Origin of the sequence: Streptomyces sp. NPDC050433 (genome assembly GCF_044458565.1) — a bacterium.
Lineage (GTDB): Bacteria > Actinomycetota > Actinomycetes > Streptomycetales > Streptomycetaceae > Streptomyces.
Genome location: NZ_JBITIB010000009.1, coordinates 92,444 through 114,051 on the forward strand (window position 1 = coordinate 92,444; position 21,608 = coordinate 114,051).

General features: G+C 70.5%; 8 protein-coding genes. 5 read left to right on the forward strand and 3 right to left on the reverse strand.

Annotation, left to right across the window (positions count from 1 at the left end):
• Positions 1–5 precede the first annotated feature (5 nt).
• Complete coding sequence (locus tag ACIBLA_RS13315; protein WP_399198601.1) at positions 6–11,774, reverse strand: type I polyketide synthase; 11,769 nt, start codon at positions 11,772–11,774, stop codon at positions 6–8.
• Between the two features lie 688 nt (positions 11,775–12,462).
• On the opposite strand from ACIBLA_RS13315, the gene ACIBLA_RS13320 reads away from it, so the two are divergent.
• The 5 genes from ACIBLA_RS13320 (at position 12,463) to ACIBLA_RS13340 (ending at position 19,636) form a co-directional block, all read left to right on the forward strand.
• Complete coding sequence (locus tag ACIBLA_RS13320) at positions 12,463–13,131, forward strand: PIG-L family deacetylase (RefSeq protein ID WP_363240981.1); 669 nt, start codon at positions 12,463–12,465, stop codon at positions 13,129–13,131.
• A 115-nt stretch (positions 13,132–13,246) separates the two neighbouring features.
• On the forward strand, positions 13,247–14,578 hold the full coding sequence (locus tag ACIBLA_RS13325; RefSeq protein WP_363240929.1) for a nucleotide sugar dehydrogenase: 1,332 nt from the start codon (positions 13,247–13,249) through the stop codon (positions 14,576–14,578).
• A 34-nt stretch (positions 14,579–14,612) separates the two neighbouring features.
• Positions 14,613–15,599: an NAD-dependent epimerase/dehydratase family protein gene (locus tag ACIBLA_RS13330; protein ID WP_363240928.1), complete on the forward strand. Its 987-nt coding sequence runs from the start codon at positions 14,613–14,615 to the stop codon at positions 15,597–15,599.
• A gap of 87 nt (positions 15,600–15,686) precedes the next feature.
• A complete protein-coding gene (locus ACIBLA_RS13335) occupies positions 15,687–16,475 on the forward strand; it encodes an FkbM family methyltransferase (RefSeq protein WP_363240927.1) in 789 nt (262 codons plus the stop codon).
• Between the two features lie 317 nt (positions 16,476–16,792).
• Positions 16,793–19,636, forward strand: a complete 2,844-nt coding sequence (locus ACIBLA_RS13340; RefSeq protein WP_363240980.1) for an AAA family ATPase — start codon at positions 16,793–16,795, stop codon at positions 19,634–19,636.
• Positions 19,637–19,827: 191 nt separating this feature from the next.
• On the opposite strand, the gene ACIBLA_RS13345 is transcribed toward ACIBLA_RS13340, so the two are convergent.
• Both ACIBLA_RS13345 and ACIBLA_RS13350 read right to left on the reverse strand, forming a co-directional pair.
• Positions 19,828–20,469 (reverse strand): MBL fold metallo-hydrolase, encoded by a 642-nt coding sequence (locus ACIBLA_RS13345; RefSeq protein WP_399198602.1) that lies wholly within the window; start codon positions 20,467–20,469, stop codon positions 19,828–19,830.
• Positions 20,469–21,584: an S-(hydroxymethyl)mycothiol dehydrogenase gene (locus ACIBLA_RS13350; RefSeq protein ID WP_363240924.1), complete on the reverse strand. Its 1,116-nt coding sequence runs from the start codon at positions 21,582–21,584 to the stop codon at positions 20,469–20,471. The genes ACIBLA_RS13345 and ACIBLA_RS13350 overlap by 1 nt, the downstream gene beginning before the upstream one ends.
• Positions 21,585–21,608 lie beyond the last annotated feature (24 nt).

Genomic DNA, 21,608 nt, shown 5'->3' on the forward strand with positions numbered 1-21,608 from the left:
TCGGCTCAGCTCAGCGAGTCGATCCAGGTCTTGATGGCGGCGGCCGTGGTGTCGGCGTGGCCCTCGACGATGCTGAAGTGGTCGCCGGGGACGGTGTCGACCGAAGTGGCCAGGGTCCAGGTGGACTTCCAGCTCTCGGCCGTGCCCGCGCCGGCCCCGGTGGCGGCCGTCGCCGCCGGCTGCGTGGACTCGCCGTCCGCGACGCTGAACCGCTCCGTCGCGTGCAGCAGCAGCGTCGGAGTCGGGATCTCGGTCAGCTCGACGTCGGGCATCAGGGTCACGTACCTGGCCATCGCGCTCAGCGAGGTCTTGTTGCCCAGCTGGTTCGACCAGACCTCTCGGGCGAGCGCCCCGATCGCCACCTCGGCGGCGAAGTTCTCGAACTCCTCGGACTTGGAGATGGGGTACGTGTCCAGCAGCGCGACTCCCACGGGCGCCCGGCCGGCCCTGCCGAGCAGTTCGGCGGTCGCGTAGGCGAACAGCCCGCCGCCGGAGTGCCCGACGAGCGCGAACTCCTCGTCGCCGACGATCTGTTGGACGGTCTCGGCGAGTACGTCGACCACGGCGCCCGCCGACTCGGGCAGTTGCTCGTCGGTGTCGAAGCCGGGCATCGGTATCACGGAGACCTTCCGCTCGCCCTGGAAGAACGAGGCGATCCGGGCGTACTGGTAGACACCGCCCATCGCGGCCGGTGTGCACAGGCACACCAGGTGCGGGGCCTTCTCACCGTCCGACAGCCGTACGGAGGTGGGCAGTCGGTCGATGTCGGCCCGCGAGGAGAAGGTCGGCCGGACCTTGGCCACCCACTGGAGCAGGCCGAGGCCTTCCTGGACCTGACCGGCGCGCACCATCTCCCTGAAGAGTTCGGGCACGGTCTCGCCGGACTCGGCCGCCGTCGCCGTCGCGGTCTCGGCCCCGGTCTCGCTCTCCGGCTGCTCCGCTCCCTTGGCGGGCGCGGCCTCCGCGCCCTGGCCGGTGCCGAGTTCGTCCGCCAGATGTGCGGCGAGCCCGCCGGGGGTCTGGTGGTCGAACGCGATGGTGGCCGGCAGCCGCAGCCCGGTCGCCGTGTTGAGGCGGTTGCGCAGCTCCACGGCGGTCAGCGAGTCGAATCCGGATTCCAGGAAGTGCCGGTCCGGCTCGATGGTCTCGTTGTCGCCGTAGCCGAGCAGGGCTCCCGCGTGGTCGAGCACCAGCGCCAGGAGCGTCTTGTCGAGCTGTTCGCGGGTCTGGCCGGCCAGTCGCCTGCGCAGCGTGGCGACGTCGGAGGTGGCCGTACGGGACGCGGTCCGCCGGGCCGGCGCCACCAGGGCGCGGAAGGCGTGCGGCACCGGTCCGCCGTCGTTCGCCGCCGGTGCGACATCCATCGGGATGAGCAGCGACTCGTGCCGGGCGACGGCGACGTCGAACAGCTTCAGCCCTTCGGCGTCGGTCAGCCCCGCCATCCCCTTGCGGGTCAGCGACGCCTCGTCCACGTCGGTCGCCGCGTCGGAGCCCGCCCCGCTCGCCGCCCACAGGCCCCAGGCCAGCGACTGGCCGGGCAGGCCCTGTGCGCGGCGGTGGGCGGCCAGCGCGTCGACGAAGCTGTTCGCCGCCGCGTAGTTGCCCTGGCCGGGGTTGCCGAGGACGCCCGCGATCGAGGAGAAGAGCACGAACGCGCTCAGCTCCTTCTTCCGGGTCAGCTCGTGCAGGTGCCATGCCGCGTCCACCTTCGGACGCAGCACCGAGGTCAGCTTGGGCTCGGTGAGCGAGGCGATCGTGCCGTCGTCCACCACGGCCGCGAGGTGCACGACCGAGGTCAGCGGGTGCTCGGACCCGATCGCGTCGATCGCCGCCGCCAGCGCGGTACGGTCCGCCGCGTCGCAGGCGGCGACGGTGACGGCGGCGCCCAGCTCGGTGAGTTCGGCCACCAGGTCGGGGGCGGCGCCGCTCCGGCCGAGCAACAGCAGGTTCCGCACGCCGAGTTCGGTCACCAGATGCCGGGTGAGGAGCCGGCCGACCGAGCCGGATGCGCCGGTGACGAGTGTCGTGCCGTCGCCGCCGAAGGTGCCGCTCGGTCCGCCGGTCCGGCCCGTCCCGGCGGTCGTACGGACGAGCCTGCCCGCGTACGCCGCACCGGCGCGCAGCGCGATCTGCGGCTCGCCGCCGACGGGCACGGTGTGCAGGGCCCGCAGGGAGTCGGCGGCGCCGTCGGTGTCCACGAGGACGAACCGGTCCGGGTTCTCCGACTGCGCGGAGCGCAGCAGGCCCCAGACGGCCGCGCCGGCCAGGTCGGTGATGTCCTCGTCGCCGACCGCGACGGCGCCGGAGGTCAGCACCAGCAGCTTCGCCGAGGCGAAGACCGGTGAGTCCAGCCACTCCTTGACCAGGGTCAGCGCGTTGCCGACCGCCGTGTGTACGGCCTCCGGCCCGGCCGGCGCGCCCTCGGCGAGCGCGGTGCCGTCCACGACGACCACGTCGGCGCCGGGTACGCGTGCGGCGAGCGCCGTCAGGTCGTCCTCGGCGGCCAGTTGGAGACCGGAGGCGGCGAGCGCCTTGGTGAGTCCGGTCGGCGCGCCCGCGACGAGGGCCCATGTCGCGGGTGCCTGGGCGGAGTCGGAGGTGGCGCGGACCCGCTGCCAGTCCCAGCCGAACAGGGAGTCGTGCCGGGTCGCGGCGGCGGACGCGGCGTTCAGGATGCCCGCCGGGCGCAGCACCAGGGACTCGACGGAGGCGACGGGGTCGCCCGCCTGGTCGGCGATGAGCACCGTCACGGCGTCGCCGCGGGTCGGGGTGACCCGTACCCGGAGCTTGGTGGCCCCGGTGGCGTACAGGTCGACGCCGGACCACGAGAAGGGCATGCCGGACTCGACGTCGATCGTCTCGGCCAGGCCGACGGCCTGGATGGCGGCGTCCAGTGCCGCCGGGTGCAGACCGAAGCGTTCGGCCAGTTGGCTGGCCTCCGACCCGAGCCGGATCTCGGCGAACACCTCGTCACCGAGGCGCCAGGCGGCGCGCAGCCCCCGGAAGGCCGGCCCGTAGCGGAACCCGGCCTCGGCGAAGCCGTCGTACAGGTCGGCCACGTCGATGGTCTCGGCGCCGGTCGGCGGCCACTGGGTGAGACCGGCGGGCTCGGGGGCGCTGTCGGACATGAGCAGGCCGTTCGCATGCCGGGTCCAGGGCTCGGGTCCGTCGGCGGCCGATGCGGCGTCGGGGCGGGAGTGGACAGTGACCGGCCGGGCACCGGATCCGTCCGGGGCGCCGACGACGACCTGCACCTGGGTCTTGCCGTGCTCGGGGAGCAGCAGCGGGGACTCGATGGTCAGGTCCTCCAGGCGGCGGAAGCCGACCTCGTCGCCCGCGCGGACGGCGAGTTCGACGAATCCGGCGCCGGGGAACAGGACCGTGTCACCGAGGGCGTGGTCGGCGAGCCAGCGCTGGGTGCCGATCGACAGCCGACCGCTGAGGACGACCTCGCCGGAGCCGGCGAGTTCGATCGCGGAGCCGAGGAGCGGGTGCTCGGTCGACTCGATGCCGGTCGAGGCCATGCCACCGGTCTGCTTGACCGCCGCCATGTCGACATCGGGCCAGTAGCGCCTGCGGCGGAACGCGTAGGGCGGCAGCTCGACCTGTTCGGCGCCGCGTCCGATGAACAGCTTCGTGGTGTCGATGGCGAAGCCGTCGGCGTACAGCTGTCCGGCCGTGAGACCGGCCGAGGTGTCCTCCCGGACGTCCTTGCGCAGGACGGGCAGGGCGGCGGCGTCCTCGACGGTGCCGGTGAGGCAGGTCGACAGCGCTCCGGCGAGCGCGCCGTCGGAGCTGAGGTCGATGTAGCGCACCACGCCCGCGGCCTCCAGGGCGCGCACCCCGTCCAGGAAGCGCACCGTGCCGCGGCAGTTGGCGACCCAGTGCTCCGGGTCGGCGAGTTCGTCGCCGGTGACCGGGGCGCCGGTGACGGTGGAGACGACCTTGATCCGGGGCGGCTCGCAGCTGAGTTCGGCGGCCACCTCGCGCAGATCGTCCAGGAGCGGGTCGATCATCGGGGAGTGCCCGGCGCGCGGGATCGGCAGCCGCTTGGTGCGACGGCCCTGGGCGCTCCAGTGCTCGGCGATCGCCTCGACCTGGCCTGCCTCGCCGGAGACCACCACGGAGCGCGGACCGTTGACGGCGGCGATGCCGGTGCGGTCGGTGAGCAGGGGCCGGACCTCGTCCTCGTCGGCCTCGACGACGATCATCGCGCCGCCGCTCGGGATCTCCTGGAGGAGTTCGCTGCGGTGGGAGGTGAACTTGACCGCGTCGGCGAGCGAGAACACCCCGGCCGTGTAGGCGGCGATGACCTCGCCGCCGGAGTGGCCGAGGAGGTGGTCCGGCCGCACCTTCCAGGATTCGAGGAGCCGTACGAGCGCGACGCCCATGGTGAACTGGGCGGCCTGCCCGAAGGCGACCTGGCCGAGCAACTGCGCGGCGACGGAGCCGGGTTCGGCGAACATCACGTCGCGCAGCGGCCGGTCCAGGTAGGTGTCGAAGTGGGCGCTGACCTCGTCGAAGGCCGCGGCGAACGCGGGGAAGGCCGCGTACAGTTCGCGTCCCATGCCGGGCCGCTGGCTGCCGTTGCCGGGGAAGACGAACGCGACGGGGCCGCCGGTTCCGGCGGTGCCGGTGACGACGCCGGGCGACTCCTGTCCGTCGGCGAGCGCGGTGAGCGCGCTCAGCAGTTCCTCGGCGTCGGCGCCGACGACGGCCGCGCGGTGCGCGAACTGCGGCTGGCGCAGGGCGAGCGAGTAGGCGATGTCGCGCGGGTCGGCGCCGGGGTTCTCGGCGAGGTGGGCGCGCAGCCGTTCGGCCTGCGCGGGCAGCGCCTCGGCGGTACGGGCGGTGAGCAGCCACGGTACGGCGTGCCCGTCGAGCGCGCGCTCCTCGGTGGCCTTCGGGGCGGAGGCGGCCGGGGTGGCGGCGGCCGGGGTGACTGCCGCCGGTTCGGGCGCCTGCTCCAGGATGACGTGCGAGTTGGTCCCGCTGAGGCCGAAGGACGAGACCCCGGCGCGGCGCGGCCGGTCGTGGTCGGGCCACGGGATGCTCTCGGCGAGCAGTTTGACGTTGCCCGTCGTCCAGTCGACCTGCGGGGTCGGTTCGCCCGCGAACCGGCTCATCGGGAGCCCGCCGTGCCGCATCGCGAGCACCATCTTGATGACGCCCGCGACACCGGCGGCGGCCTGCGTGTGCCCGAAGTTCGACTTGACGGAGCCGAGCCACAGCGGCCTGTCCTCGGGGCGGTCCTGCCCGTAGGTGGCCAGCAGGGCGTTGGCCTCGATCGGGTCACCCAGTGTCGTACCGGTGCCGTGTCCCTCGACGACGTCCACCTCGTGCGGCTGGAGGCCCGCTTGGCTGAGCGCCTTGCGGATGACCCGCTCCTGGGAGGGGCCGTTGGGCGCGGTGGGCCCGTTGGACGCGCCGTCGGAGTTGACGGCGGTGCCGCGCACGACGGCCAGGATCTGGTGGCCGTTACGGGTCGCGTCGGAGAGCCGTTCGAGGACGACGAGGCCGACGCCCTCGCCCCAGCCGACACCGTCGGCGGAGGCGGAGTACGCCTTGCAGCGGCCGTCGGCGGCGGTGCCGTCGGCGTACTGGGCGAAGGGTTCGGCCGATACGAGGGCGGTGACGCCGCCCGCGAGGGCGAGCGAGCAGTCCCCGTTGCGCAGTGCCTGGCCCGCCAGATGGAGGGCGACGAGCGAGGACGAGCACGCGGTGTCGACGGAGACGGCGGGGCCCTCGAAACCGAAGGTGTACGCGATCCGGCCGGACACCATGCTGCCGAGTCCGCCGGTGCCGATGTACTGGCTGTACTGCTCCAGCGTGCTGAGCGGGCCCGAGTCGTAACTGCCCTGCATGCTGCCGGCGAAGACGCCGGTCGCGCTGCCCTTGAGGGACAGCGGGTCGATGCCGGCCCGCTCCAGTGCCTCCCAGGTGGTCTCCATCAGCATGCGCTGCTGCGGGTCCATCATGATCGCCTCGTTGGGGCTGATCCCGAAGAACGCGGCGTCGAAGTCGGTGGCGGAGGAGACGAATCCGCCCTGCGGTGTGGTGTTCGCCTCGGCGAGCAGCCCCAGCCAGTAGTCCATGTCCCAGGACCGGTCGGTCGGGAACGGGGTGGCGGCGTCGCGGCCCTCCCAGACCAACTGCCAGAGGTCTTCGGGGGTGTTGACGTCGCCGGGGTAGCGGCAGGCCATGCCGACGATGACGATCGGGTCGTCGTCGGCGGACGTACCGGAGCCCGTGGGGCCGGCGGTGGCGGAGCCGGTCACGGCGGCGTCGGTGAGCGCGCCGTACAGCGTCTCGTGCAGATGGGCGGTGAGTTCGTTGGCGGTCGGGTAGTCGAAGACGAGCGTGCTCGCCAACTGCGCCCCCGTCGCCGCACTCAACCGGTTGCGCAGCTCGACAGCCGTCAGCGAATCGAACCCGAGATCCTTGAACGCCCGGTCCGCGTCGATCAGTTCCTTCGAACCATGACCCAGCACCTCGGCGACGTTGCCGACGACGAGGTCCAGCAGCGCGCCGTGCGAGAGCGTCGGCGACGTCTTCTCCGCGAGAGCGGCGAACAGCGTCTCGTACAGATGGGCCGTCAGTTCGTTGGCCGTCGGGTAGTCGAAGACGAGCGTGCTCGCCAACTGCGCCCCCGTCGCCGCACTCAACCGGTTACGCAGCTCGACAGCCGTCAGCGAATCGAACCCGAGATCCTTGAACGCCCGGTCCGCGTCGACCAGTTCCTTCGAACCATGACCCAGCACCTCCACGACGTTGCCGACGACGAGGTCCAGCAGCGCGGACCGCCGCTCGGCCTCCGGCATCCGCAGATAGCCGGCCAGCCGGGGGTCCGTCGCGGACTCCGGCGCGCTCGCCGCCTTGCGTACGGTGCTGACGAGACCGCGCAGCATGTCCGCGACCCCGCCGGGTGCCTTGCGCAGTTCGGCGATGTCCAGCTTCAGCGGGACGAGCACGGCGTTCGGCGATGTGGGCGCGGCGTCCAGCAGGGCCAGGCCCTCGGCCTCCGTCAGCGCGGGCATCCCGCCCCGGCTCGGACCCGTGCGGCCGGGGTCGGCGAGGACGCCCGCCATGCCGGAGTCCTGCGCCCACTGGCCCCAGGCCAGCGACTGGGCCGGCAGGCCCTGTGCGCGGCGGTGCTGGGCGAGGGCGTCGAGGAAGGCGTTGGCCGCCGCGTAGTTGGCCTGTCCGGGCGCGCCGAGCACTCCGGCGGCGGAGGAGAACAGGACGAACGCGGTGAGCCCGGAGTCCTTCGTCAGCTCGTGCAGGTTCCACGCCGCGTCCACCTTGGGCCGCAGCACGGTGTCCAGGCGCTCCGGGGTCAGGGAGCCGAGCATGCCGTCGTCCAGGACACCGGCGGAGTGGATGACGGCGGTGAGGGACCTCTTGACGAGCAGCTTCTTGGCGGCCCGCCGGTCGGCGAGGTCGCAGGCCACGATCTCGGCCTCGGCGCCGAGTTCGGCGAGTTCGGCCACCAGCTCGGCCGCACCGGCCGCCTCGGGGCCGCTTCGGCTGACGAGCAGCAGCCGCCGCACGCCGTGTTCCCCGGCGAGATGGCGGGCGACGAGCCGACCGAGCGCACCGGTGCCGCCGGTGATCAGGACCGTCGATTCGGCGTCCCGGACGGGCGCGGCCGAGTCGGTTTCCCGGCCGAACGGGGCGCGGGCCAGGCGCGGTACGGAGGCGGCGCCGGCGCGTAGCGCGACGGACGGCTCGCCCAGCGCCACAAGGCTCGGCAGCCGGTCGAGCGCGTCCTGTACGACGTCGGTGTCGACGAGGACGAACCGTCCGGGGTCCTCGGTCTGGGCGGACCGGATCAGGCCGTGCACGGCGGCGGCGCCGAGGTCGGTGACGTCCTCGCCGGGCAGCGCGAGCGCGCCCTTGGTGAGCACGACCAGTCGGGCGGAGCGGAAGCGCGCCTCGCGCATCCACATCTGCACGGCCTCCAGCGCCCGGTGGGTGGCGCTGCGGGCGGACGTGGCGTCCTGGCCGCCGGTGAGGGGCAGGACGACGAGGTCCGGCGCGGGCGCGTCGTCGCCCAGGGTGGCGAGTGTGTTGAAGTCCGCGACGCGCAGCGGCGCGACGCGGTCCGCGAGGGCGGCGGGCGTCCACTCGACGCCGAGGAGCGCGTCGCCCGCGACGGTCCCGCCGGTGCGGCCGGCCGCGGCCAGCTGCTCCTCGGAAATGGCGCGCAGCATCAGGGCTCCGACGGAGGCGACAGGCCGGCCCGCCACGTCGGAGATGTCCAGTGCCATGCTGCGGGAGGCGGCGGTGCCGGTCTCGGCGGGGCTGACCCGTACGCGTACGGAGGCGGCCCCGGAGGCGTACAGCTCCACGTCGGTCCAGGCGTACGGCAGGGTGACGGTGCCGTCGTCCGTCTCGGCGTCCGCGTCGGCGAGGCCGATGGCGTGCAGAGCGGCGTCGAACACGGCGGGGTGGAGGCCGAAGTCCTCGGCGACGGCCCGCGCGTTCTCCGGGAGGCTCACCTCGGCGAAGATCTCGTCGCCGCGCCGCCAGGCGGCGCGCAGCCCCTGGAACATCGGGCCGTACTCCGAGCCGCGGGCGGCCAGTTCCTCGTACATCCCGTCGACGTCGAGGACTTCGGCGCCGGTCGGCGGCCAGGTGGTGACCGGCTCGGCGGGGGCGCCGCCGCGTGCGGAAGCCAGTTGGCCGCTCGCGTGGTGGACCCACGGCAGCCGGCCGGACTCGTCCTCCGTCCGCGAGTGGACGTCGATGGTGTGGGTGCCGCTGGCGTCGGCCGCGCCGACGGTCAGCTGGATCCGTACGGCGCCCTCGCGGGGCAGTACGAGCGGTGCGTGCAGCGACAGTTCGCGTACGCGCGGGGAGCCGACCCGTTCGCCGGCGCTCATCGCCAGCTCCACGAAGGCGGTGCCGGGCAGCATGATCGAGCCGCCGATGGTGTGGTCGGCCAGCCACGGGTGCGTCGCGGCGGAGAGCCGGCCGGAGAGCACCAGGCCGTCGGAGCCGGCGAGGACGGTGGCGGCGCCGAGCAGCGGGTGGGCGACCGGGTCGAGACCGAGCGACGTGGCGTCGCCGTCCGTCGACGCCTGAAGCCAGAACCGCTTGCCCTGGAAGGCGTACGTGGGCAGTTCCGCCGGGCGGGCGCCCCGGTCGGTGAACAGCGTCGCCCAGTCCAACGTCACACCGCGTACGTGCAGTTGGGCCAGGGCCCCGGCGAAGGCGACCTCTTCGGGCCGGTCCTTGCGCAGCAGGGACACCACGACGGGGTTGTCCTTGGCGCCGGTCAGACAGCCCTGGGTCATCCCGGCGAGCACGCCGTCGGGCCCCAGCTCCACGAAGCGGTTGGCACCTTGGGCGCGCAGGCCGTCGACGGCGTCGCGGAAGCGCACGGTCTGCAGGAGGTGGCGTACCCAGTAGTCGGGGGTGCGCAGGTCGTCGTCGCCGGCGAGCTGTCCGGTGACGGTGGAGACGATAGCGATCTCGGCGGGGCGGAAGATCATGCGCTCGGCGACGGCGCGGTACTCGTCGACCATGGGCTTCATCAGCGGCGAGTGGGCGGCGTGGCTGACGCGCAGCTGCTTGGTGCGGTGGCCCTGGTCGGCGCAGATCTTCGCGACGGCGTGGGCCTGTTCGGCGTCGCCCGAGACGACAACGGAGTCGGGGCTGTTGACGCCCGCGATGCCGACTCCCTCGGTGAGCAGCGGCCGTACGGTCTCCTCGGTGGCGTTGATGGCGACCATGGCGCCGCCGGTGGGCAGCGCCTGCATCAGCCGGCCACGGGCGGCGACGAGTTCGGCGGCGTCGGGGAGGGAGAGGATCCCGGAGACATGCGCGATGGTCAGCTCGCCGGTGGAGTGGCCGGCGAGGAGGTCGGGGTGGATACCCAGCGACTCCATCAGCCGGAACAGCGCCACCTCGACGGCGAACAGCGCCACTTGTGCGTTGCCGACCTGATCGAGCGCTTCGGCGTCGCTGTCGATCATCGGTCGCAGCGGCCGGTCGAGGTGCTTGTCCAGTTCGGCGCACACCTCGTCGAGGGCGGCGGCGAACACCGGGTAGGCGGCGCTGAGTTCACGTCCCATGCCGACGCGCTGGGCGCCGCCGCCGGGGAAGAGGAACGCGACGGAGGACGTCTCGCCGCGTACCACGCCCTGCTCGACACCGGTGGGTTCGCCCTCGGCCAGTCCGCCGAGTCCGCGCATCAGCTCGTCGCGGTCGGCGCCGAGGATCGCGGCCCGGAACTCCAGGGGTGAGCGGGTGGTGGCCAGCGCGTGGCCGATGTCGAGGGGGTGGGCGTCGGGCCGCTCGGTCAGATACGTGAGCAGCCGGGCGGCCTGTGCGCGCAGGGAGTCACGGCTGCGGCCGGAGAGCACCCAGGGGATCTGTCCGGCGCGCCGGGGCGCGGGCTCCGGGGTCTGCTCGTCCGTCCCGGGCTCGGGGGCCTCTTCGAGGATGACGTGCGCGTTGGTGCCGCTGAGTCCGAAGGAGGAGACACCGGCCCGGCGGGGCGCGCCGTCGAGGGTCGTCCAGTCGACGTTCTCGGTGAGGAGCTTGACGGCGCCCTGGGACCAGTCGACGTGCTTGCTGGGGCTGTCCACGTTCAGCGTCTTGGGCAGCAGGCGGTTGCGCATCGCCAGGACCATCTTCATGATCCCGGCGACGCCCGCCGCGCCCTGGGTGTGGCCGAGGTTGGACTTGACGGAGCCGAGCCACTGCGGCCGGTCGGCGGGGCGCTCCTTGCCGTACGTGGCGAGCAGCGCGTCGGCCTCGATGGGGTCGCCCAGTTCGGTGGACGAGCCGTGGGCCTCGACGACGTCGACCTGGTCGGGGGTGAGGCGCGCGGCGGCGAGCGCCTGGCGGATGACGCGCTGCTGGGCGGGGCCGTTGGGGGCGGCGATGCCGTTGGTGGCACCGTCCTGGTTGACGGCGCTGCCGCGGACGACGGCGAGCACCTGGTGGCCGTTGCGTCGGGCGTCGGACAGCCGCTCCAGGAGCAGGACGCCGGCGCCCTCGGACCAGGAGGTGCCGTCGGCGGACTCGGCGAAGGGGCGGCAGCGGCCGTCGCGCGAGAGGTTGCCGTCGATGCTGAACTCGACGAAGGTCCGGGGGCTGGCCATCACGGACACGCCGCCGGCCAGCGCGAGGGTGCACTCGCCCTGACGCAGTGCCTGGGCGGCGAGATGGAGCGTCACGAGGGAAGACGAGCAGGCGGTGTCCACCGTCACGGCGGGTCCTTCGAGGCCGAAGGTGTACGAGAGCCTGCCGGAGACGGGTCCCGACGAGCCGTAGCTGCCGGGGTAGTTGTGGTACATCACGCCGGTGAACACGCCGACGGGGCTGCCCTTGACGGAGCGGGGCGGGATGCCGGAGCGCTCGAAGGCCTCCCAGGACGTCTCCAGCAGCAGGCGCTGCTGGGGGTCCATGAGCAGGGCGTCGCGCGGGGCGACACCGAAGAAGTCGGCGTCGAAGTCGGCGGCGTCGTAGAGGAAGCCGCCCTCGCGGACATAGGTGGAGCCGGGCCGTTCACCGGTGGGGTCGTAGAGCCGTTCCAGGTCCCAGCCGCGGTCGGTGGGGAACTCGCTGATGACGTCGGTGCCGTCGGCGAGTACCTGCCACAGGTCCTCCGGAGTCTTCACTCCGCCGGGGAAGCGGCAGGCCATGGAGATGATCGCGATCGGTTCGCTGCCCGCCTCCGTGAGCCGCTTGTTCTGCTCGCGGAGTCGTTCGGTCTCTTTCAACGACGCACGCAAAGCGCCGACCAGTCGCTCTTCAGACATGCTCACGTAACCCCTACGTCTTTAGCCGTCGCGGGCCCGCTCACAGTGCCCGCCGAATTTATGGATGGGGCAGAAATGCCCTTCGTCCCGGCCCGATTTCATGAATTCCAGCGAACCGCAGGGCTCAACCGGCCGCTCTCTTTACGTCCGGCGGGTGAGTTCTTTACCCGCCGGCCCGTGAGTTGGATAGTTCCAATGGGCGACACTTTACGAGCGCGGGCACCTCGCCCGTACCCCTAGCTGGTTCCCCGGCACCCCTCAGTACGTCGCGAGGGGCCCGGCGCCGGGCGTCCGCACCGGTCTCCGAGGGGCCTGCCGGACCCTCGTGACCGGCGCGGAACGCGTCGGCATTTCGGTGACCGCCGCAGGCCATCACGCTCTTGACAGGCTGTTCGCCGGACATTAGGGGTTGCCCGTGACTGACCTGAGATGGCACGTTCGACCCCGAATAGAAGTAGCCGCCGAGTCGCCCCGGAGCAGACGGTACGCGGATTGATTTGAGCTTCATTTGAGGTGGTCGCGGACGTGTTTCCCGTGGCCCGGCTAGGGGTTGACGGCGGTCTCCGCCACTGACACATTCGATCGCCTAATAGAGGCCGGCGGTATTCATTTCAATTCAGGCCGGGCCCGGCGGTCCCTGTCGGCCGACCGGCCGCCACACACGAGAAGGAAACCGATGCGGGGAATGATGCGGAGGTTGCTGATCGCTGTCGCGCACGGCGACGACGAGACCCTCGGCGCCGGCGGCACGATCGCGAAACTCGCCGACGACGGCGTGCGGATCAGTCTGTGCGTACTCACGAACGACGACGGCTCCCGGTCCGAGACCGGGCGGAATGTGACCCCTCGCGGTGCCGCGATCGAGCGGGCCGCGAAGATCCTCGGAATCGAGCGCCTCAACATCCATGGATACGGCGACAACCGACTGGACACCGTCGGCCATCTGGAGCTCAACCGGGTGTTCGAGCGGGAGGTCCGCGAGTTCGAGCCGGACACGATCTTCACCACGAGCATGAGCGACCTGAGCCTCGATCACCAGATCGTGAGCCGGGCGGCGCGGGTGGCCGGCCGGCCCGGCAAGGGAAGCGTGCGGGAGATCCGCAGCTTCGAGGTCCGCTCGGCGACCGACTGCGGGGAGGCGTCGGGACTCCAGACGTTCCGGCCCAACTGCTGGCAGCCGCTGGACGCCTCGCACATCGAGCGCAAGCTCGAAGCGCTGCGCGCGTACGGCAACGAGGTGGAGGCGTGGCCCAACCCCCGTAGCGAGCGCGGTGTACGCGCGCTCGCCGAGTACCGCGGCTCGCAGGTCACGACGGACTACGCGGAGGCCTTCGAACTGGTGAGGGCCGTGCTCTAGGACGCCCTCTGGGCGTGCTCCCACCCCGTCCGGCGGTCGAGGACGAGCACCGGACCCGCGCCTGCTGTTCCCGCACGGAGCAGCCCAGGCCAGACAACGTGAGGTCGAGTGGATAATGCCGGAATCTCTTACCATCGATAAGGCTTCGCCCAGCCCGGGACAGGCCTGCTCCGTCGCGGTCATCGGCATGGGTTACGTCGGACTGCCGACCGCGCTGGGACTGCACGCGGGCGGGGTCCGTGTCGTGGGGATCGACCGCGACGCGGGCCGTCTGAAGGCCATCGAGACACAGGCCGTCGATCTGATCGACTCCGATCACCGGCAGCTCGCGAACTCGCTGGGCCAAGAGGGCTTCGAACTCACCACCGACGCCGCCCGGATGGCCGACGCCGATGTCGTCATCGTCTGCGTACCGACCCCCGTGGACCGTCATCTGCTCCCGGATCTCGGTCCGTTGCAGGGCGCGTGCGACGAGGTCGTCAGCCACGCGCGGCGGGGCCAGACCCTGATCCTCACCTCCACCAGCTTCGTCGGGACCACGACCCGGATGCTCGTCGAGCCGCTGATCGACCGGGGTTTCACCATCGGTACGGACATCTACGTCGCGTCCAGCCCGGAGCGGATCGACCCCGGCAATGTCACGCACACCCAGCGCGACACGCCGCGCGTGATCGGCGGCGTCACACCGGAGTGCGCCGCCAAGGCGACCCGTGTGATCGAGCTGCTCGCGTCGGTGACGCATCAGGTGGGCTCGCCCGAGGTCGCCGAGATGACCAAGCTGTACGAGAACACCTTCCGCGCCGTCAACATCGCGCTGGCCAACGAGTTCGCCGACATCTGCGCCGGTTTCTCGCTGGACCCGATCGAGGTGATCGACGCGGCCAGGACCAAGCCGTACGGCTTCATGGCGTTCCACCCCGGTCCGGGTGTCGGCGGCCACTGCATACCGTGCGATCCGCACTATCTGCTCTGGCAGTTGCGGGAGACCCGCACCACCGCTCCCCTGGTCCACCAGGCGATGAACGCGATCGCCGAGCGGCCCAGGGGGGTCGTCGACCGGATGCAGAGTGTGCTCTCCGATGCCGGAAAGGGCTTCGGCGGCAGCAACATCCTGATCGTCGGCGTCAGTTACAAGCCGGGTGTGCTCGACGTTCGTTCCTCGTCGGCGCTGGAGATCATCGACTACCTCGCCGGGCGTGGCGCGAAGGTCGAGTACTACGACCCGCTGGTCACCCGGATGACCCTGCCCAGCGGCGCCGGCATGGACAGCACCGTGGAGCCTGCCGCGCAGGACTGGGACCTCGTGCTGATCCACACGGTGCAGCCGGGCCACGACTACTCCTGGATCGCGGACTGCCCGCTCGTACTGGACGCGACCTACCGCTTCGACCCGACCTCCGCCGGCACCCCCGCCGGCACCTCCCCCGCCGAAGGCCGACCGGTGTGAACCCGGCCGGCCGTCTCCCGGAAAGGACCAGATCGTGCGCTGCCTGATCACGGGGGGCGCGGGCTTCATCGGCTCGCACCTCACCGAACACCTGCTCAGCCTCGGGCACGAGGTGGTGATCCTCGATGACGTCAGCACCGGCAGCGCGGCCAATCTCGCCGCCTGGTCGGACGAACCGCGGCTGCGTTTCGTCCAGGGCTCGGTGTGCGACACCGAGACGGTGGAGAGCTGTATGGCCGGGGTGGACCGTATCTACCATCTGGCCGCCGCCGTCGGTGTGTTCACCATCATGGGCAAGACGCTGGAGAGCCTGCGCACCAATCTGGGCGGCACCGAGACCGTGCTGGAGGCGGCCCGCAGGCACGACGTCCCGATCCTGGTCGCCTCCACCAGCGAGGTGTACGGCAAGAACACCGCGAACGGGCTGACCGAGGACGCGGACCGGATAGTCGGCTCGCCGCTGAAGAACCGCTGGTCGTACGCCGAGGCGAAGGCCCTGGACGAGACGATGGCGTATCTGTACGGCGTCGAGTACGGCGTGAGGACCGTGATCGTCCGGCTGTTCAACACAGTGGGACCGCGCCAGAGCGGGCGCTACGGCATGGTCATTCCCCGTTTCGTGGAGCAGGCGCTCGCCGGTGAACCCGTCACCCTGTTCGGCGACGGGCAGCAGATCCGCTGCTTCTGTCACGTCCTCGACGTGATCCCCTCGCTCGTCGCACTGCTGGAGGACGAGGGGGCGCACGGCACCGTGTACAACCTCGGCAGCTCCGAGCAGGTCAGCATGGCGGAGCTGGCGGCGAAGGTGATCGCGGCGACCAACTCCACCAGCACCGTGGTGAAGATCCCCTACGAACAGGCGTACGGTCCCGGCTTCGAGGACATGCAGCGCCGCATCCCCAACTGCGACAAGGCCCGCGACCGGATCGGATTCCGGCCGAGCCGGACACTCGACGACATCATTGAGTCCGTAATTGCCCAACAACGTAACGAGGGGTCGCAAATAGCGGGCAAAGAATAGGGGTTGGGCAAGGGTAGGAACAGCGAGCCCGCAACGGGCAGTCTGACGACTGTCGGTTGTGGGCTCGCTGAAAGGTTCTCGCCACTCATGACAACTGGTCAGAGCAGTCTTGTCGAATACTCCCTGCCCGATGGGCGAATGATCAACTGCACCAACAGGCTGACCGCTTCGGTGGTGTGCCAGGAGTTCACCGATGGGTCCTACGCGGACTGCGTCTCACGTCTCCGACCCGGCGACACCGTGATCGACGTCGGCGCGCACGTCGGTCTGATCTCGCTGATGCTGGCGAAAGAGGTCAGCGATCTGCGCGTCATCGCGTGCGAGCCCGCCCCGCCGAGCTTCGAGTGTCTGACGAACAACTTCGCCAGGCACATCCCGCGCGGCACCGCGGTCAACGTGGCGGTCGGCTCCGAGTCCCGCGACGCGACCCTCACGTACTACCCGAACAGCGAAGTGATGTCCACGGTCTTCGTCGACGAGGACGACGACCGACGGACGCTGGAGGCGGGGCTCACGAGCGCCGGTATCGAGAGCCAGGCCGAGCGGGACGGTTTCATCTCGCTCTGCCGTTCCGACGCCGTCGAGTTCCCGGTCCGGATGGTCACGCTGACGGATCTGTTCGCCGAGTACGGAGTGGGGGACGTCGGCCTGCTCAAGGTCGATGTCGAGCGCGCGGAACTGGAAGTGCTGCGCGGTATCGACGACAAGTACTGGCCGTCCATCCGCACCGTCGCCGCCGAGGTCCACAACATCGACGGCCGGCTCGAAGCCACCGCGACGCTACTCAAGGACAAGGGTTTCCGTCTGCACAACGCGGGGGAGGAGTTGTACGAAAGCACAAGCCTGCACATGATCACCGCCAGCCGCGTGGACTAGGTCTTGTCCGCACGGTTGTCGCAGACCCACCCAGGAGCCCCCGGCACACCTCGTGCGCCGGGGGCTCCTATGTAAAAACTGGAAAAATTCACAGCACACCCGCACTAAGCATGTGAGCCGTTCCGCAGGTCTGTACGCAGGGACATTGGGCGAAATCTCCACCCAACGTCACAGTGAGCCATCAGGGCGCTCCCCCAAAGCGCCCCGAACGCACCGCGAACTCGATCACAAACGTCCACCACTGCAGAAATTCTGATACCGTGACAATGGACAATTCACTACTCACAGGTCAGTCTATCTGGGGGGATAGATTAGTCATGACAATCGCCTGTAGTAATCAATCGCGCATAGCACCGGACTCGGCCAGGATCTTCTTGCGCGATCAGTACGACCAGAGTTCGTCAGGAATTGGCCGCCTGGTAATGGTAAGCGGAGGGATCGCCAGCGGAAAGACCGCCCTGCAGAACGAACTGCTTGACTACGCAGTGAGTTCGGGTGCTCTTACCCTGAGTGCTACCGGCGCTCCCGACGAACAAGAAATCGGGGCAGCAGTCATAGACCAACTGCTGGCAAACTCTTCTTGTCCGATCGAGGTGCCCAGTCGCCAAAACGCAATTCCGGGGACCGCTTCCGGAAAGAAGGACGACCGCTCGACAAGGCTCAGCGATGACCAAGCCGAAGCCCGGTACGTACGGAACGTCTGCGACACAATCCTCGATCTGGCACGTTCACAGCCCATTGTCATCGGAGTGGACGATCTCCATTTCGCCGACGAAACCTCGCTCAAACTGCTCCTTCAACTCCAGCGCCGTATCCGCTCGGCGAAACTGTTGATCCTGCTCAATCAGTCGGATTGGCAACAGAGCCCGTTCACCCGGCTGAGCACCTATTTCGCGCGGCAGCCCCGGTATTTCTCGGTGCAGCTGACGCCGATGTCCGAACAGGCCATCCGCGTCCTGCTCGAAGGCTCGCTCGACGGCGGCTTCGACGACGAACTGCCCCTGCAGATCCACACGCTGAGCGCCGGAAATCCGATGCTGGCGAACGCCCTCGTCGACGACTACCGCGAGGGCGGCCGCGGCGGACACGCGGTGGTGGGCAGCGCCTACGCCCGCGCCGTCCACGCCTTCCTGGACCGCCCCGACACCAAGCTGCTGGAAGTCACGGCGGCACTGGCGGTCCTCGGCGGGCGCAGTGGCTCGGAGCAGATCGCCAAGCTCACCGATGTCCATCCGCAGGCCGTGACCACCCTGCTGGACGCGCTCGCCCACGCCGGGCTGCTCGTCGACGGGGGCTTCCGGCATCCACGCGCCAGGGCGGCGGTGCTCGAAAGCCTCTCGCCCGCCTCTCGTACGTGTTTGCACGCGTCGGCGGCCCAGCTCAAACATCTACACGCGTCATCCGCGACGGATGTGGCGAAGCACTTGGTCGCGGCCGGCGAGACGCCGTCCGGCTGGTCGGTCCCCGTGCTGCGCAAGGCGGCCGACCACGCCGTCGGTGCCAACGATGTCGAGTTCGCCGCGCAGGCTCTCGATCTGGCGCTGTCCGCCTCGGACGACGTACGTGAACAGCTCTCCATCCAGCAGTCCATCATCGGGAGCACCTGGCGGGTCAACCCCTCCGCGGCGGCGTCGTACGTACCGTCGCTGCGCGAGGCCGCCGAAGCCGGGACCCTCGACCAGGACGGGTGCTTCGCGCTGATGCGGCACGCGCTGTGGCAGGGGGACAAGGAGACCTTCGTCCGGGCGCACAAGGTCCTGACCAGCTCACCGGAGCCGGTGGACCCCCAGACGGAGGCGGAGCTGAACCTGGCGTACGAGTGGCACTTCGGCCCGATCACGAACCGTCCCGACCTCGACGAGCCGGCCATCCAGCCGAGGTCAGCGCCCTGGAACCAGACGGCGGGCACGCTCAAGCAGGCGTGGCGCAGGGGCGGGAACGACGCGACGAACGCGAGCGCCGAGCGCATCCTGCAGAACTGCCGCCTCGGCGACACCTCACTGGAGGCGCTGGCCACGGCCATCACCGCGCTGACGCTGGGCGGCAAGAGCGACAGCGCCGAGCGGTGGTGCGCGAGGTTCGGTCTGGAGGCGCGCCAGCGCTCCGCGGTGACCTGGCAGGCGGTGTTCGAGGCGCTGCGTGCCGGGATCCTGCTCCAGCGCGGCGAGGTGACGGCCTCGGCGGAGCGCGCCAGGTCCTCCCTCGCGCTGCTCGGTGAGCACAACTGGGGGGTGTCGGTCACCCACCCGCTGGCGACGATGCTGTACGCGGACGTCGCGGCCGGCGCCTTCGACGACGCGGCGAGGACCCTGCGGATCCCGGTGCCCGACGCGGCGTTCGAGACCATCGGCGGGCTCCGTTATCTCCGCGCGCGCGGCCATTTCCATCTGGCGACGAATCGGCCGCTGGCCGCCGTGAGTGACTTCCAGCGGTGCCAGCAGATGATGCGCCGATGGGACTCGGTGGCCACAACTCCCGTGCCGTGGCGCAGTGATCTCGCGGAGGCGAATCTCCAACTCGGCAACATCGAGGTGGCGCGTGATCTCGCGAAGCAGCAGATAAAGCTCTCGATGGATTCGGACCCGCATGCCTGCGGGCTCGCGCTGCGCGTACTCGCGTTCGCGAGCGGGCCCACCGAGGACTCCCGGCTTCTCGGCCGGGCGGCGAAGGCATTCCAGGATTCTGGTAACCAGCTCGAATTGAACCGCACGCTCAAGGCGATCGCCCGATTCCAGGCACTGGGGCAGGACAAAAGACCGACCGTCGTCAGGCCCGCGCATATCCCGGAACAGAAGAGCCTGCCGGCGCGACAGTCGCCCGCGTCCACGAAAGCCCTCGACCACACCCGTACGGCCGACACCGTTGTACCGGCGGGTAATTCGGTGGCGCGCCGGGATCAGCCGGATTCGGGCGACGCCTCCGTTCTCAGCGAAGCGGAACTGCGGGTCGCCCAACTCGCCGTGCGGGGTTTCACCAACCGTGAAATCAGCAGCCGACTGTTCGTTACCGTGAGTACGGTCGAACAGCATCTGACGCGAGCCTACCGCAAACTGGGGATAAGGGGGCGCCGGGCGCTGGCCGACGAACTCCGACAGCGCCACCCGGCGGTGCACGGCGAGGAACAGGAGTTCCGTCTCGGACTGAAGGTTCAAGCCAGTTGACCGGCCGGAAACGATCGGTGCGGGAGCGGTGGGAGCAAGCTCACATTTGTACCAGCCAGTCAATCCCGGACTGAAAGAAAAACCCGGATCCGACGGATCCGACAGGAAGAAAGTGCGAATTCCGGCCGTACCGAGCGATACGGACCAGGGGCCCCGGACATATGAACGACGTGTCCGGGGCCCCTGTCCGCTCAGCCGCCCGCGCGGATCCACTCCTCCAGCTGCGGCGCCTCGTCGCCGATCCTGGTCGAGTCGCCGTGTCCGGTACGGACGACCGTCTCGGGCGGCAGCGTCAGCAGGCGCTCACGGATCGACTCGATGATCGTCGGGAAGTGCGAGAAGGACCGCCCGGTGGCGCCGGGCCCGCCCTGGAACAGCGTGTCGCCGGTGAAGACGGTGGCCAGCTCGGGGGCGTACAGACAGACCGCGCCGGGCGCGTGGCCGGGTGTGTGCAGCACCGTGAGGGTGGTGCCGGCGACGGACAGGCCCTGGCCGTCGGCCAGTTCACCGTCCGGCAGCCAGTCCGGGTGGGTCTGCTTCCACAGCGGCAGATCGTCCGGGTGCAGCAGGATCGGCGCGCCGGTGGCGGCGGCCAGCGCCGGGGCCGCGTCGATGTGATCGTTGTGCGCGTGGGTGCAGACGACGGCGCGCAGCGTCCGGCCGCCGAGCGCCCTCTCGATGGCCGTGGCGTCGTGGGCCGCGTCGATGACGATCGCCTCGGTGTCGTCGCCGACGATCCAGACGTTGTTGTCGACGTCCCAGGTGCCGCCGTCGAGCGAGAAGGTGCCGGAGGTGACGAGGTGTTCGATACGGGCAGCGGGTGTGGCGGCCATCAGAGCGTCACCACCGAGCGCAGGACGTCGCCCTCGTGCATACGGGCGAAAGCCTGCTCGATGTCGCCGAGTCCGATGGTCTCCGTGACGAACGCGGCCAGGTCGATACGGCCCTGCTGGTGCAGGTCGATCAGCATCGGGAAGTCGCGGGACGGCAGACAGTCGCCGTACCAGGACGACTTGAGCGCGCCGCCGCGTCCGAAGACGTCGAGCAGCGGCAGTTCGAGCTTCATCTCCGGGGTGGGCACCCCGACCAGGACGACCGTGCCGGCCAAGTCACGTGCGTAGAAAGCCTGGTTGTACGTCTCCGGACGGCCGACCGCCTCGATGACGACATCGGCCCCGAAGCCATCGGTCAGTTCACGGATCGCCTCGACGGCGTCGGTGGAGCGGGAGTTGACGGTGTGGGTGGCGCCCATCGTCTTCGCCGTGGCCAGCTTGCGGTCGTCGATGTCGACGGCGATGATCCGCGCCGCGCCCGCGAGCCGGGATCCGACGATCGCCGCGTCGCCGACCCCGCCGCAGCCGATGACGGCGACGGAGTCGCCCCGGCCCACGTTGCCGGTGTTGATCGCCGCGCCGATGCCCGCCATGACACCGCAGCCGAGCAGTCCGGCGACGGCGGGGGCGACCGAGGGGTCGACCTTGGTGCACTGTCCGGCGGCGACCAGGGTCTTCTCGGCGAAGGCGCCGATGCCCAGCGCCGGCGACAGCTCCGTGCCTCCCCCTGAGCCGCCGGCCAGGGAGGTACCCCCGAGCAGCGTCATCTTCTGCGTGGCGTTGTGGGTGTTGAAGCAGTACCAGGGCCTGCCCCGCCGACAGGCCCGGCAACTGCCGCAGACGGCCCGCCAGTTGAGGATCACGAAGTCACCGGGCGCGACATCGGTGACACCGGCGCCGACCGACTCCACCACGCCCGACGCCTCGTGGCCGAGAAGGAAGGGGTAGTCGTCATTGATCCCGCCCTGCTTGTAGTGCAGATCGGTGTGGCAGACCCCGCATGCCTGGATCTTCACCACGGCCTCGCCGGGGCCGGGATCGGGGATCACGATCGTCTCGACCCGCACCGGCTCGTTCTTGCCGGGCGCCACGACGCCTTGCACCTGCTGCGACATGCCAGGACCTGCCTCTCCATCGAG

Coding starts and splice junctions, on each gene's coding strand:
- ACIBLA_RS13315 (WP_399198601.1), bottom strand. CDS start 11,774: ATGTCTGAAGAGCGACTGGTCGGCGCTTTGCGTGCGTCGTTGAAAGAG.
- ACIBLA_RS13320 (WP_363240981.1), top strand. CDS start 12,463: ATGCGGAGGTTGCTGATCGCTGTCGCGCACGGCGACGACGAGACCCTC.
- ACIBLA_RS13325 (WP_363240929.1), top strand. CDS start 13,247: ATGCCGGAATCTCTTACCATCGATAAGGCTTCGCCCAGCCCGGGACAG.
- ACIBLA_RS13335 (WP_363240927.1), top strand. CDS start 15,687: ATGACAACTGGTCAGAGCAGTCTTGTCGAATACTCCCTGCCCGATGGG.
- ACIBLA_RS13340 (WP_363240980.1), top strand. CDS start 16,793: ATGACAATCGCCTGTAGTAATCAATCGCGCATAGCACCGGACTCGGCC.
- ACIBLA_RS13345 (WP_399198602.1), bottom strand. CDS start 20,469: ATGGCCGCCACACCCGCTGCCCGTATCGAACACCTCGTCACCTCCGGC.
- ACIBLA_RS13350 (WP_363240924.1), bottom strand. CDS start 21,584: ATGTCGCAGCAGGTGCAAGGCGTCGTGGCGCCCGGCAAGAACGAGCCG.